General features: G+C 47.3%; 13 protein-coding genes. 3 read left to right on the top strand and 10 right to left on the bottom strand.

Annotated features, from left to right (window positions below; translation table 11 throughout):
• Positions 1–25: 25 nt before the first annotated feature.
• A complete protein-coding gene (locus MHB43_RS10140; protein ID WP_405131860.1) occupies positions 26–259 on the bottom strand; it encodes a helix-turn-helix transcriptional regulator in 234 nt (77 codons plus the stop codon).
• A 155-nt stretch (positions 260–414) separates the two neighbouring features.
• Between MHB43_RS10140 and MHB43_RS10135 the strand changes: the two genes are divergently transcribed.
• The 3 genes from MHB43_RS10135 (at position 415) to ytvI (ending at position 3,475) form a co-directional block, all read left to right on the top strand.
• Positions 415–768, top strand: a complete 354-nt coding sequence (locus MHB43_RS10135) for a helix-turn-helix transcriptional regulator (RefSeq protein ID WP_167433577.1) — start codon at positions 415–417, stop codon at positions 766–768.
• A gap of 18 nt (positions 769–786) precedes the next feature.
• Complete coding sequence (locus MHB43_RS10130) at positions 787–1,974, top strand: tyrosine-type recombinase/integrase (protein ID WP_405131859.1); 1,188 nt, start codon at positions 787–789, stop codon at positions 1,972–1,974.
• A 382-nt stretch (positions 1,975–2,356) separates the two neighbouring features.
• The gene (ytvI, locus tag MHB43_RS10125) at positions 2,357–3,475 is read left to right on the top strand and encodes a sporulation integral membrane protein YtvI (RefSeq protein WP_405131858.1); all 1,119 of its coding nucleotides are present in this window, start codon (positions 2,357–2,359) and stop codon (positions 3,473–3,475) included.
• Positions 3,476–3,573: 98 nt separating this feature from the next.
• On the opposite strand, the gene MHB43_RS10120 is transcribed toward ytvI, so the two are convergent.
• From MHB43_RS10120 to MHB43_RS10080, 9 genes are all read right to left on the bottom strand, one after another.
• Positions 3,574–3,972, bottom strand: coding sequence for an FxsA family protein (locus tag MHB43_RS10120; protein WP_076209101.1), 399 nt, complete (start codon positions 3,970–3,972; stop codon positions 3,574–3,576).
• A 7-nt stretch (positions 3,973–3,979) separates the two neighbouring features.
• A complete protein-coding gene (locus MHB43_RS10115) occupies positions 3,980–4,516 on the bottom strand; it encodes a thioesterase family protein (RefSeq protein ID WP_237176130.1) in 537 nt (178 codons plus the stop codon).
• Between the two features lie 100 nt (positions 4,517–4,616).
• The gene (pyk, locus tag MHB43_RS10110; RefSeq protein WP_405131857.1) at positions 4,617–6,044 is read right to left on the bottom strand and encodes a pyruvate kinase; all 1,428 of its coding nucleotides are present in this window, start codon (positions 6,042–6,044) and stop codon (positions 4,617–4,619) included.
• A gap of 105 nt (positions 6,045–6,149) precedes the next feature.
• The gene (locus MHB43_RS10105; protein ID WP_405131856.1) at positions 6,150–7,181 is read right to left on the bottom strand and encodes an acetyl-CoA carboxylase carboxyltransferase subunit alpha; all 1,032 of its coding nucleotides are present in this window, start codon (positions 7,179–7,181) and stop codon (positions 6,150–6,152) included.
• On the bottom strand, positions 7,182–8,075 hold the full coding sequence (gene accD, locus MHB43_RS10100; RefSeq protein ID WP_237176132.1) for an acetyl-CoA carboxylase, carboxyltransferase subunit beta: 894 nt from the start codon (positions 8,073–8,075) through the stop codon (positions 7,182–7,184).
• 63 nt (positions 8,076–8,138) lie between these two features.
• Positions 8,139–8,393, bottom strand: a complete 255-nt coding sequence (locus MHB43_RS10095) for a hypothetical protein (protein WP_339183663.1) — start codon at positions 8,391–8,393, stop codon at positions 8,139–8,141.
• Between the two features lie 87 nt (positions 8,394–8,480).
• Positions 8,481–8,669: a hypothetical protein gene (locus tag MHB43_RS10090; RefSeq protein ID WP_017689496.1), complete on the bottom strand. Its 189-nt coding sequence runs from the start codon at positions 8,667–8,669 to the stop codon at positions 8,481–8,483.
• A gap of 284 nt (positions 8,670–8,953) precedes the next feature.
• Positions 8,954–9,445 carry a phosphatidylglycerophosphatase A gene (locus MHB43_RS10085; protein ID WP_036609851.1) on the bottom strand — a complete coding sequence of 164 codons (492 nt, stop codon included), beginning with the start codon at positions 9,443–9,445 and terminating at the stop codon, positions 8,954–8,956.
• Between the two features lie 304 nt (positions 9,446–9,749).
• On the bottom strand, positions 9,750–13,889 hold the full coding sequence (locus tag MHB43_RS10080; protein ID WP_405131855.1) for a DNA polymerase III subunit alpha: 4,140 nt from the start codon (positions 13,887–13,889) through the stop codon (positions 9,750–9,752).
• Between the last annotated feature and the right edge of the window lie 113 nt (positions 13,890–14,002).

Below are 14,002 nucleotides of genomic sequence, written 5' to 3'. Positions count from 1 at the left end.
TCACCCCTTTCAATTACGAGTAATGTTAGACCTGAAGAACTTCACCTAACATAAAGTTAGGATTTCCCTCAAAAAAAATGATCTCACTAATTTGACATTCGAGAGCCTCAGCAAGTTTAACCGCTTCCTCGAACGTGGTTTTCTCAGGATAGTCTTCGATTCGTTTATAAGTGCTGTTATGAATGCCTAATTTCGCCGCCATTGCTGACTTTGTATACTTTCTGTAGGCTCTCCATTCCCTGAGTGTTCGCCTCACCATGGTTGGTCACCCCCTCCGGTGAATTCAATATACCAAACTTAAAGTTAGACTTCAAGCATAATTTTGTTTTTTTTAAGTATAAGTTAGATTTATTGTGGAAATATTAGAATTTTAATGATAGGATGAATACATAATTTCAAAAGAGGAGAATCGACGTGAAGAAAATATCTTTTGCAGAGAATCTTAAGAGGTACCGCGAAAAAAGAGGGCTCACCAAAGAGGAATTAGGTGAACGAATCGGAGTTTCAGGTGTGACGATTGGATATTGGGAATCAGGCAGAAATGAACCTAGAATGGGGAAAGTCGACCTGATAGCTAGGGTGTTGGATATAACAATCGACGACTTATTGTTTGATCTTCCTATGTTTGGTGCTGAATTAGAAATACATAATAAAGAAATTACAGAAGATCAAAAAAGAGCAATCGAACTAATTTTATCCCTGCCTCCAGAGGAAGTAAAAATGTTCAATATATTGATGGAACGTTCATTGGACAAAGAAGACAACTGATTTTTTGAGGTGATCAACATGGCAAAAAAGAAAAAGGTTAATATCCGAGAAACAAAATCAGGCAAATTCACCTATCGTTATGACATGAAGGACCCCATCACTGGGAAAAGGATACAGAAAGAAACGCCTGCATTTGATTCGTATGATGATGCATTTAATGAATCGATCCGAATTGACGCTGAACTAATGTACGGCATGCTTATAGATAAATCAAAAATAACATTCAGATACTGGGCAGCGGAATGGATTGAAGAGTATTCAAAAAGCGGTGTTGGGAAAAGTACTGTTGCTACTCGTAAAAGTATGATCAATTTAGCGGATGACATGTTTGGATCAATGTATATCCAAGAGTTCACCGCATTTTATCTCCAAGACGTTTTTGACAATCTAAAAGAAGATGGGTACGCGAGGAGTTCTCTGGTTAGCTTATACGTTACTTTAAAGATGATCTTCGAGAGAGCTATGAAGCATGATCTTGTAAGAAAAAATGTTGTCCTCCATGTGAAAGTGCCTAAATATAAAAAAACTGTCGAAGAAGTTGAACTGGACAATGATATTCCTCGTTATTTAGAAAAAGATGAGTTGATTCATTTTTTAAAAACCTCTCTAACCGCTTCAAGCAAACAAGCATTTCGTATTTTTTTCGTTTTGGCCTATACCGGCGTCCGGATTGGAGAGCTATGCGCCTTGAAATTGAGCGATTTTTCAGAATTCGGCAAAACACTTTCAATAACAAAAACTTTGTACATCCCTAACTCCCTAAAAAATTATGAGATAGGACCACCTAAGACACCGTCGTCCGTAAGGAAAATAACGATTAGCCAAAGCGTTGTAAATATTCTTAAAGAACAATTGGAATACAAGCAATCATTATTGCGCCAGCATGGGAAATGGTTTGATGACCACAACTTCATTTTTTTTAACGAACACCAATATCTTGGATACCCAATGCCGATGAGTACGATCAGAGGGATTATGTCTGATATTTTGGAGAAAGCTGATTTGCCCGAAAGCATAACGCCCCATCTATTGCGACATACATTCACATCCTTAATGGCCGAAGCGAAAGTGGATCTGCCGACCATTCAAGATATGTTGGGGCACGAAGATGACAGAGTGACAGAAAGAGTCTACCTACACGTGACGCAAGCTAGAAAACTTGATGCTGCGGATAAGTTAGACGCTCTAATTGGGGACATATTTTAGCGTTTGTGGGTGGATCGTGGGTATTGTGGTACAGAAAGCCTTGATACATAAAGGTTTCAAGGCCATACTTCTTTATCGGACCGATAAAGCATTTTTGAAAGCCTTTACAAAAACAAGGTTGACATTTAATGTTTTTTAACCAATCCTGTCGTATGAAGAACTTTCTATTGCTATATTCTGTAATACTAAGGCATACTCTAGGCAAAAGAAAGAATCCCCGCAGATCTTGTTCAAAAACTCCGCTTTTGAACAAGATCTGGTAACATCCCGGCGTTTCAAAACCTTGTAAATGCTCTATATTAATTAAGATAGCCATCTATTTCTAATACTGCTTTATGGATCATACATAGGTCGGCTTAATTGAAATAAGGAGAGTTGATGCTTGGATAGAATCATAATGAAACGCCTGCTCCGCGGCTTATGGGTTATCATTGCGGCCGTTCTGATCGCCGTTGCCATATACTTGCTGTTCCCGCTTTTGTACCCTTTTGCGATTGCCTGGATTATCGCCTATGCCATGAATCCTTTAGTGAAACTGCTTCAGCATCGAGCACGATTCCCCCGCTGGCTGGCTGTGACTCTTTCATTGATCCTTTATTTTGGAGCCATTGCGGTAGTACTGTCTGCGGCGATTACCCGCATGGTAAAAGAAGTCATTTCACTTACGACAAGCTTTGATCTTCATGTTGATGAGATCAAGGACACGTTTGTGCGCTGGACCCAGAATGACACCATTCAAAGTTTGACTGCGCAGATCAATGAATTTTACAAGGAAAATCCCAACTACCAGGAAACCATCAACAGCAATGTTAGTAAAACAACTGAGACGGTGGGTACAGCCGTCACAGATCTGGTCACCGGATTTTTCAACATGATTCTGAGTCTGCTGACCTCCCTGCCGAACATGGGTGCGGTATTAATCGTTGTTCTGTTGTCTACATTCTTCATTAGCAAAAGTTGGACCAGGCACAATATCACCGTATCGGGATGGGTGCCCTCTTCCATTCGCAAGCCGATCTCCGACATATGGACTGACCTTAAGAAGGCACTGTTCGGATACGCAAGAGCACAATTAATCATGATCTCGATTACAGCACTGTTCGTCATGATTGGGCTGCTTATATTGCAAGTCAATTCAGCCTTCACCATCGCTCTGATGATTGGTTTGGTCGATCTGCTTCCTTATCTGGGTGTTGGCCTTGTCATGGTGCCTTGGGCAGCATACCTCTTTATGAATGGGGATCTGTATCTGGGTATTGGCATTAGTATTATCTATCTAATCCTACTGATCGCTCGTCAGATTATTGAACCAAAGGTACTTGCAAGCAGTGTTGGGCTCGACCCACTCGCCACGCTGGTTGGCATGTTTGTGGGTTTGAAGTTGTTCGGTGTTCTGGGCCTGATCATTGGTCCTGTCAGTCTCGTGATTCTCGATGCGTTCAATCGGGCTAACGTATTACGCGACCTTAGAACGTATATCATCAACGGACGTGTCCGATGAGGCATCATCTTATGACACAGGAAAAATAGAAAAGGCTTCGTTCAACAGAAATTATCTGCTGAGCGGAGCCTTTTCCATTATGCATAACAACTGGTGTTTCATTTCGGACGACGATAAAACGTAATTTTTCCACTTTTCATTTTTTTCTCCAGCCACCCCAGGAAGAACAGACGGTAAACCGGACGTGTTAATGGAAATATTAGTGTAAACCCGATCAGATCCGTTACAAAACCTGGAATCAAGAGCAGGAAACCACCGACAAAAATAAAAAGACCATCGACCATTTTTCTTCCAGGTACCTTGCCACGCTCCATCTCGGATTTGGCGTCCACAAGTACTTTTCGCCCTTCAAACTGCAACATTGCTATACCAATCAAGGACGTGAGAATCATGAGAAGCAATGTCTTTCCGGCTCCGATCCAGTCACTCATCAGAATAAAACCAAATAATTCAATTACCGGAATGATTAAGAGTAAAGCCCACATCCATTTTCGCATTGACGTATTACCCCTTTCCCAAAAGCCACACCTTTTCAAGCGCGCTGTATAGCTCAGAGGCTGCCTTATCCAGCCGAACTGGCTTCCAGTCCCCATTCACCCATACATGCTGGGTAGAGCCTGTAACTAGCCGCTCACCGGGAAGTGATTCATCAGCTAACCATACCCGTTCTCCAATCGCCATATGCTCATCAGGTTCTTCAGACATGCGTCTTACGTCATACTCATAATTCAGTCGCAGACCACTAAATGCAGCAATACGGGTGAAAATGATAATCTCATCATCATATCTGGCAGGCTTGTGATACTTCACATCCAGTCCGGTTACGGGAAGCAGTAACCCCTGTTCCTCCATTTTACGATATGTATACCCCATTTGGCGAATCATCTCAGTTCGACCGATTTCAAACCAATTCAAATAGTTCGCGTGGTAGACCACGCCCATCTGGTCACTTTCTTGATAGCGTACACGAAGACGTGCCGCATACCAGCTGCCGTTGCTCTGTTCTCGCACGTTATCGGCCTCCTTCGTTCTGTCATTCATACGTGTTACTTCGTTGTAAAGTGTCAATAAGATGGAAAAAAGCAACGGGACAATAAAGCCCCATTGCTTCTTTCCTGTTGCTTCTCCATCCAAGACGCTATTAAGCGTTGTTTGGAATTTGGCTTACTTTAATCAGGTTGGTAGAACCGGAACGACCCAAAGGTACACCTGCTGTGATCACAACCAGGTCTCCTTCTTTAACAAGTCCGGATTTTACGCCGCCTTCAATTGCGTTTTCGAACAAAGCATCCGTCGAATCAACCAGTCTTCCTTTGACAGGAGTTACACCCCAAGCCAGAGCCAAACGACGGGAAGTTCTATCTTCCGTAGTCACAGCGATGATTGGAGATTCTGGACGATACTTGGAAATCATGCGTGCAGTGTGTCCTGATTCAGTTGAAGTGATGATCGCTTTTGCGTTCAAATCTTGAGCTGAGAGGGCAACCGATTGGCTGATTGCTTCTGTAACTGTTGTTTGTTGAGCAACACGTTGTTTCAGGTACAACTCTTGGTAAGGCAGAGCAGATTCTGCTTTTTCAGCAATACGGGACATGGTCAGAACAGATTCAACTGGGTATTTACCCGCAGCTGTCTCACCAGACAACATGATTGCGTCCGTACCATCGAAGATTGCATTTGCCACGTCACTTGCTTCCGCACGTGTTGGACGTGGGTTACGCTGCATGGAATCCAACATTTGTGTAGCTGTGATAACCGGTTTACCTGCAACGTTACATTTTTGGATCATGCGTTTTTGTACCAAAGGTACTTCTTCCGCAGGAATCTCAACACCCAGGTCTCCACGAGCAACCATCAGGCCGTCAGACACTTCAAGGATTTCGTCGAGGTTATCAACACCTTGTTGGTTTTCGATTTTGGAGATGATTTGGATATGTCCAGCATTGTGTTTTTCAAGCAGTTCACGAATCTCAAGTACGTCACTTGCTTTACGTACAAAAGAAGCTGCGATGAAATCGACACCTTGTTCGATACCAAATACGATATCGTTAGCGTCTTTTTCGGTGATACCCGGCAGAGAAATGGCAACGCCCGGAACGTTAACACCTTTTTTGCTTTTGATCGATCCGCCGTTAACGATACGGCATTTGATCTCGGTGCCTTGTACTTCCACCACGGTCAGTCCGATCAGACCGTCGTCGATCAGAATTGTAGATCCCGGTTCAACATCATTCGGAAGATCTGTATACGTAATGGAAAGACGTTCTTTGGTGCCCAGAATTTCTTCTGTTGTCAAAGTGATGTACTCGTCTTGAACCAATTCGATCGGTTCAACTTCGAGTTTACCTGTCCGAATTTCCGGTCCTTTGGTGTCCAGCAGGATCGCTACTGTTTTGTTCAACTCTTCGCATGCTTGGCGAATCGCAATGATCCGTCCGCCGTGCTCATCGAAATCACCGTGGGAGAAGTTCAGACGGGCCACATTCATACCGGCCATAATCAATTTTTTGGTGTTCTCCAGAGATTCACTGGATGGACCAATGGTACATACAATTTTCGTTTTACGCATTTTGGGTTTCCTCCGATTTTAAAGGTATTACTCTTTATCTATTTTTCTTTTTCCAACTATTAAATTTACTATACTTTTGCTCATTTGTATAGGAAATTCGTCACATTATTCAGCATTTCCCGACAAATTACTCGCAACATCGACTTCTACAAGCTCTTGAGGGGCTTCAATGGAGGCTTGAGGTTCAAACGTGACCGATCCAATTTTACGGAATTTCTCATAACGATCCTGTTTCAGCCGATCCCCGCTCCAACCCTTCATCTCGTCGAGATGACGGACCAAAGCTTCACTGATGAAAGCAGCAGACGCTTCATAATCCCGATGAGCACCGCCGCGTGGCTCAGGGACAATCTCTTCAATGACTTCCATCTCCAGCAAGTCTTTGGCTGTTATTTTCATGGCTTCAGCCGCCTGATCTGCCTTGGATGCATCCTTCCAAAGAATCGAAGCAGCGCCGTTCGGAGAGATTGCAGAATAGATCGCATGTTCCAGCATCAACACACGATTACCCACAGCCATAGCGAGTGCACCGCCGCTTCCACCTTCGCCGATGACCACAACAATAACAGGAACCGATAGCTTCGCCATTTCCATGAGGTTGCGAGCAATCGCTTCCGATTGACCTCTCTCTTCTGCAGTATTACCCGGATATGCCCCTTTAGTATCAATAAACGTAATAATAGGACGACCAAATTTGTTCGCTTGTTTCATCAGACGAAGTCCTTTTCGGAAACCTTCTGGATGAGCGCTGCCGAAAAAGCGGGCGATATTATCCTTCGTGTCTTTCCCCCGCTGTTGTCCGATTACCGTTACTGTCTTTCCATTCAACTTGGCAAGTCCGCCAACAACCGCAAGATCGTCTCCGAACATGCGATCACCGTGCAGCTCAATGAAGTCCGTAAATATCAGCTGGATCAGATCCAGCGCCGTTGGGCGCTGCTGATGCCGGGCCAGATGCATCTTCTGAGCTGCTGTTATGCCAGTGTAGATCTCTTCTTCAAGTCTATGGTAACGTTCTTCCAGGCGGGCAATCTCGTCCGTGAAGTCGATGCCTTTTTCCTGTCCAAACTGTACGAGTTCATCAATCTTTTTGCGCATCTCAACCAGAGGCGCTTCATATGGCAACTCACCCGCCATTTAGACCCCTCCTTTTTCACTATGCATATCCAGAAGCTTGCCAAGAGTGGCCCGAAGCTCTTTCCGGTGCACAACCATGTCCAACTGACCATGTTGCATATTAAATTCAGCGGTCTGGAAATCATCAGGTAACTTCTGACGGATCGTCTGTTCGATAACGATTCTGCCGGCAAAACCAAATACAGCGCCAGGTTCGGCAATATTAATATCGCCCAGGCTCGCAAAACTTGCCGAGACTCCACCTGTCGTTGGGTCCGTAATGACCGAAATGTACAGCCCGCCCTGTTCATCCAAACGGGATAAAGCTGCGCTTGTTTTGGCCATTTGCATGAGGCTGAGAATACTCTCTTGCATCCGGGCACCACCTGATGTAGAGAAAATAATCAATGGTAACCGTTTCTCTGTTGCATGCTCAACGGCACGGGTAATTTTCTCCCCTACAACAGAACCCATGCTTCCTGTGAAGAAATCAAAGCTCATGACTGCCACAACTACAGGCAGGCCATCAATGGTTCCTTCCCCTGTAATTACCGCTTCCTTCAGGCCCGATTTCAGACGCTGTTGTTCCAATTTGTTGCTATATCCAGGAAAGCCAAGTGGATCAACCGATATCATATCAGCGTCAAACTCAACAAATCCTTGATCATCAAGTACCATAGCAATGCGCTCCATAGCGTTAAGACGCATATGGTAACCGCAGGCAGGACATACTTTCAGATTTTTCTCCAATTCCTTGCTATATTGAATGGTGCCGCATTTGCTGCACTTGTTCATAAGCCCTTCAGGTATTTCACGTTTTGGGCGTTCTAGGACTTCCTGGCCTTCACCGGGAAGTGCACGCTCGGAAGGTATGGTAGCGTACTTCCGTTTCTTCTGGAATATATCTTTGAACACAACTACACCTCTCCAGCCGTTGATTTGATGGCCGCAACCTGCAGAGCGCTGCTTGTGGCAGCTTCATCCGAGTGCTACGGTAAACCGCTTACGACCCACACGCTGCCCTGGGCCTTGTCCAGCATTCACAACAAAAAAATCCGCCGGTACAGGGCAAGGATCAGCGGCTTCTGTCAGCACGATTGATGTTACCTGCAAAAACCGAAAGATTGTTGCGCCGATGTTTGAATCTATCTTGGTAGGGTCTCCGGGAGCAACCAGGTCGGTCCTTGTCCTAACAAAAAAAGAAGGAAGGACAGCAGCATACAATACATGCAAGTCGATTCCTCTCTCCGCTTACGCGATTAGTCCCTTATGTACCGATGGTACTTCTTCATCTGCCAAGGCACGTCGATGTCGAACAAATCAGGAATGCAGAATGGAATTCAACACTTCCTGGACCTCTTCCAATTCCCCAGAAGGGACGCGAATCTCAAATTGCTGCTTGGATAAACTGATGGGACGGGTCTGTACCAGAAAGCCTTCTTCCGAAAGCTTGGTCTTGATCTTGTCCGCAACCTTTGCTGTCGGTGCAATGTAAATCACCGTCCACATGCCTTGTCCGCCCCCTAAGCTAATGTTCAGAGCCCGTATATTGGACTAATGATAACATACCTCACTTTTTTTCTGCAAGAAAGGGTTCGGGACCTTTGGGGAGAATTTGGGATCATGAGGGACATTAGTCCCCCACGAATAACTCATATGGTTGACGAAATCTTCTTGTTCTTACCTCTTCCATAAACAGCCACAAGCTTATCAGGGCAGCGTCAGCCGCCCTTGAAGACCTTCATATGAGCCATTAGATAAACCATAACAGGCAAGCATGGAAATACAGGAGGTTAAAGGTCTGAGGGGTATTTTTTGGCTTTAATATTTTTGTGTGCAATCCGGGCAGAAGCCGCAGCGGCCACCCCTGCGACCAGATCATCCAAAAAGACATGAATGGCTGTTGTGTGTTCGTTCAAATCATGAATTACACCTATTTTTTCTTTATCCAGGTAACCAAAGCTGGTTAAACCGATCATACCATACACATGAGTAATGCCGAGGGCCAGAGTCTCGTCCACTCCATACAGGGATTCATCCGCTTCCATAATAGCCTGTAACGGTTGGGGCAAGAGTTTTTTCTCCGCAAGTTCGTCGAGAGCAATACCCGTATAGAGCGTATATTGCACCTCTCGTTTCTGCAGAACGGATTTCACGCTGGTTACACAGTCGTCCAAGGTCAGTTCGGGGTGGTACCCTTTTTGCAGACGGTATACAATTGCTGCGATTGCATCAATCCGTACACCCCGCCGGGCCAGCATGGCTTCTACGATTTCATATGACATATCTCGACCTCCCGCATCAATCCCCCGAGGACCGCGAGGTCCTTCGGTGTTCTCAAGTGTATGCAGCAACCTGTTAAAATGTTCATAAAATGTGCGGATGGTTAAGACCAGTCGCACCCTGGACATGTTGCAGGTTTGTACATTCCGCTCTGGTCTGTAGCTGGCCTATAACAAGTCTGTCATTCATCTGTTTAAACCCTGTCGTCAGGGAACCTCGCTAAAATAATCACAAAAAAACCTGTTCAGCATTGAGCCAAACAGGTTTCATACTATGGATAAGTGCTATCACTTATGGGACAGCCTCTTATTTAATTTTGACTGTGCCTTCACCCAGCATTTTCTCCATCTCGGAGAACAAGGTTGGTGATGGCTTAATCCGGTAGGCATCACTCAGCGCAAGCAGCTTCTGCTGTTGCTCATAGAAGAGCACTGTCGCCACAGGTCCGGGATGCTCCTGAAGCAGCTGCTTCAGACGTGCCAGAAGCTCAGGCTTCTCGGCATGCGGGGCAATCTTCACGAACACCCGCTGCTCCACGGCCCGCGGTTCGCGGCTCTGCGCCTGGCTGCCTGCCGCTTCTGCGGCACCGCCAGGCCGGGAAGCCGCCGCCGTGGCTGCGCCCATGCCCGCCGCATCGCTGCGCGTCGCTGCCGAGCCTTGGCTCCCGCTGCTGCGCGCAGCCGAAGCATCCCCGCCTGCGCTGCTGCGCTGCGCTTCGGCTCCTGCGCCCGCTGGCCGCCGCGGCGAAGCCGACTGCGCCGGGCGCGAAGAGCTGCCGCTGCCGGGCTTGACGCGCCGGTCACGGCTGCGCAGCTGCTGCTCCAGTGTCGCCGGTGACAACGGCACCACTTCCTCAGCCAGCAGCTTAAACCCTTCGTCCTGCTGCTGCACTTTGGCACGCACGATGAGCAGTTCACCTTTCCCGACATGTTGCTGGCTACGCCGCCATACCTCGGGAAAGAGAACCACTTCGCAGCGTTCAATCTGGTCTTCCAGCTCCATGAACGCCATAGCCTTGCCCTGTTTCGTCGTAATCGACTTCACGGACACAACCATACCCGCGGCGACGGTCATCGTGTCGTCTGCCGCCTCGGTCAGCTCCATGATCCGGTCAGCCCCACTCGATTCCAGCACATCTTCATAGTCATCCAGCGGATGCCCGGAGAGATACAAACCTAACAACTCACGCTCCAGCTCCAGTTGCTGCCCTGAGGAATAAGGAGGAATATCCGGATACTCAATCTCCCAGTTTGGCGTCTCAACAAAGTCGAACAATTGAATCTGCAGATCCTCGCGTTCCTTGCGCCATTTCAGAGCCGCTTCAACAGTCTCATCCAGCATCGCGAGCAATTGAGCCCGGTGCCCAGGTAATGTATCAAAAGCTCCGGCCTGGATCAGCGATTCAATCACACGTTTGTTGCATACACGCAGATCCACACGACGACAAAAATCGAGCAAACTGTCGAACGGTCTCTCCTGCCTTACGATCATAATGCTTTCCATTGCCTGGGTACCGACATTTTTCACAGCGGCCAGACCAAATCGTATTGCGCCCGTTAATTTTTCCTCATCCGGATTATCATTAGACACTGCAACGTTCTTCTCTGCTGAGGAGAGTTCCCCTTGCTCCGCGCGCGAGGAAGACGCCTCTTGTCCCTCGTCATTACCATTTTCCATTGAAGAAGCCGTCACCAATCCAGGTTCCTTCCGGTTGTCGGATGTCTCAGGCATGGATGTTGCTGCCTGCCACTCATATTCACCACTGTCCTCTTCGGGTCCAGGACCGGGATCATCCGGCAGAGGTGCTTCACCATATTCGGCTTGTCCCGAATGCCCATCATGCTCATGAACGCGATCTTCCCTGAAGGAACTCACGTTACCGTTCGCGGCATGTTCTTCGATCGGGCTTCCGGTGTCACTCTCTGCATCTGCTCCCGCAGTCTGCTGCGATACATTGCTCTGATCCCCAGCTCCTGCGCTGGCGGACGGCACAAATACAGGTGTGAACAGAATACCACTCTCATTCACATCCGGCGGAAGCACCTCCATGTCCATACGTCGACATTCCACCACGTACTCTGCCACTTTCCGATGACTGCCCATTACGGCTGTTAACATGGATGCCATAAAATGAACCGGATAATGCGCCTTCAGATACGCTGTCTGGAACGCAAGCACACCATATGCCGCGGCATGAGCCCGCGGGAAGCCATAGTTGGCAAACTTGACGATCATATCATAGACCAGGTCTGCCTCTTCTTCGCTATACCCTTGTTTCAGGCTGCCTTGTACAAAGTGTCCACGCTCCAGATCCAGCACTTCCCGTTTCTTCTTGGAGACCGCTCTGCGAAGCAAATCTGCCTCACCCAGCGAGAAACCGGCCATCCGAGAGGCTATCTGCATGATCTGCTCCTGATACACGATGATGCCGTACGTATCTTTCAGGATAGGCTCCAGATCCACATGGGGGTAATCCACTTCAATCTGTCCATGCTTGCCCTGAATGTATTTGGATATGAACTCCATCGGGCCCGGACGGTACAAGGCAAGTACAGAGATTACATCTTCAAAACCACTTGGCTTCATCTCTTTCAGCACACGGCGTACCCCGGCAGACTCCAGTTGGAATATGCCCATCGTGTCCCCTCGCCCAAGCATCTCGTACGTTAACGGATCATCATCGGGAATAAGACGGAAGTCCGGAATTTCTCCATGTTCCCCAATCCAGCGCACACAACGCTCAATGATCGAGAGGGTACGCAGACCAAGAAAGTCCATTTTAAGCAGACCAATAGACTCCAGGTTTTCCATGGAATACTGGGTTAATGCTGTCCCTTCACTGCCCTCCTGAAGTGGCACCACATCGGTTAGCGGGTCACGGGATATAACCACTCCCGCTGCATGCGTCGAAGCATGGCGTGGCATACCTTCTACCTTCATCGCCATATCCAGCAGCTCACGTGTCTTAGGCTTGGTTTCATACAGCGCCTTCAGTTCAGGCGTAGCTTCCATGGCCCGCTCAATGTTAATGCCAAGCTGCGCCGGAATCAGCTTTGCAGCCTTGTCCACTTCACCATAAGGCACATTCAGTGCCCGTCCAACATCACGTACGGCTGCACGGGCAGCCATCGTTCCAAACGTAATAATCTGGGCGACATGGGCTTTGCCATATTTATGCGCGACATAATCAATGACTTCATCTCGCCGTTCATCGCTGAAGTCAATATCAATATCCGGCATGGAGATCCGCTCCGGATTCAGGAATCGTTCGAAGAGCAGGTTGTATTTCATCGGATCAACATCGGTAATATGCAACGTGTACGCTACAAGACTACCTGCCGAGGAGCCACGGCCTGGTCCAGTAACAATGCCTTGTTTATGCGCATAGGCGATAAAATCCCAAACAATCAGGAAATAATCCGAGAATCCCATGCTGTCGATTATACCCAGCTCATACGCTAATCGTTGTTCGAGTTCGGATCGAAGCTCCGCATCTGTCCAACGTGTGGACTGCGCATAACGCTCCTCCATTCCTTCTTCGCACAGCTGACGCAGATACGCCGAAGGGCTGAGTCCATCGGGAAGTGGTCTGTATTCCGGCAAAATCGATTTGCCGAATTCCAGCTTCAACTCACAGGACTCCGCAATGCGGACGGTGTTCGCCAGAGCTTCGGGTACATGAGGAAACAAACGAGCCATCTCTTCTTCACTTTTCAGATAGAGCTGATTGGTTCCAATCCGAAGCCGAGTCTCATCATCCACGGTCTTGCCCGTTCCGATACAGATCAGCACATCCTGAAGCTCAGCATCCTCTTCCGACAGATAATGTGCATCATTGGTCGCTACAAGCGGAATCTCAAGCTCGGCAGCCAGTTTGATCAATTGCGGATTTACCCTTTTTTGCTCGGAAAGCCCGTGATCCTGAAGTTCCAGATAGAAATCGGCACCAAAGATATTTTTGTAGCGTAACGCGGCACGTCTTGCCTCTTCTTCTCGCCCATGCAGCAGATGCTGTGGTACTTCACCACCGAGACATGCGCTTAGACAGATAATGCCCTCGTGATGGGCAGCCAGACTTTCCATATCTACACGGGGTTTGTAATGAAAACCTTCGAGATGTCCAATGGAGCACAATTTCATCAGATTACGGTAACCCGTCATATTTTTGGCCAGCAAAATCAAATGATGAATCGGTTGATCCTTGCGGCTTCCCCGCTCTTTGCGGGACCCTGCTGTCATGTATGCCTCGCACCCTATAATCGGCTTGATGCCTCTCTCCATACATGCTTTATAAAAAGGAATTGCACCATACATCACGCCATGGTCGGTCAGCGCAAGTGTCGTCATTCCGAGATCTGCAGCCTTATTCACGAGATCCGGAATACGCGCAGCGCCGTCCAGCAAACTGTATTCGCTGTGAACGTGCAAATGCACAAAAGAACTCATGTTTTTTTCTTCCTTTCGCCGCAGATAGTCGCAGCATCGATCTTCTGATCCGTCTGCTACCCTATCTATCTCATATATATATGAATTAAATAAATAAAAAAAATGGAATCTCC

Source organism: Paenibacillus sp. FSL H8-0317, from assembly GCF_045040685.1.
Classification (GTDB): domain Bacteria; phylum Bacillota; class Bacilli; order Paenibacillales; family Paenibacillaceae; genus Paenibacillus.
This window is presented reverse-complemented; position numbering and strand designations above follow the sequence as displayed.

Excerpts from the sequence above, each read along its gene's own strand:
- MHB43_RS10140 (WP_405131860.1), bottom strand. The coding sequence starts at position 259 with ATGGTGAGGCGAACACTCAGGGAATGGAGAGCCTACAGAAAGTATACA.
- MHB43_RS10130 (WP_405131859.1), top strand. The coding sequence starts at position 787 with ATGGCAAAAAAGAAAAAGGTTAATATCCGAGAAACAAAATCAGGCAAA.
- MHB43_RS10120 (WP_076209101.1), bottom strand. The coding sequence starts at position 3,972 with ATGCGAAAATGGATGTGGGCTTTACTCTTAATCATTCCGGTAATTGAA.
- MHB43_RS10115 (WP_237176130.1), bottom strand. The coding sequence starts at position 4,516 with ATGAATGACAGAACGAAGGAGGCCGATAACGTGCGAGAACAGAGCAAC.
- pyk (WP_405131857.1), bottom strand. The coding sequence starts at position 6,044 with ATGCGTAAAACGAAAATTGTATGTACCATTGGTCCATCCAGTGAATCT.
- MHB43_RS10105 (WP_405131856.1), bottom strand. The coding sequence starts at position 7,181 with ATGGCGGGTGAGTTGCCATATGAAGCGCCTCTGGTTGAGATGCGCAAA.
- MHB43_RS10090 (WP_017689496.1), bottom strand. The coding sequence starts at position 8,669 with ATGTGGACGGTGATTTACATTGCACCGACAGCAAAGGTTGCGGACAAG.
- MHB43_RS10085 (WP_036609851.1), bottom strand. The coding sequence starts at position 9,445 with ATGTCATATGAAATCGTAGAAGCCATGCTGGCCCGGCGGGGTGTACGG.
- MHB43_RS10080 (WP_405131855.1), bottom strand. The coding sequence starts at position 13,889 with ATGAGTTCTTTTGTGCATTTGCACGTTCACAGCGAATACAGTTTGCTG.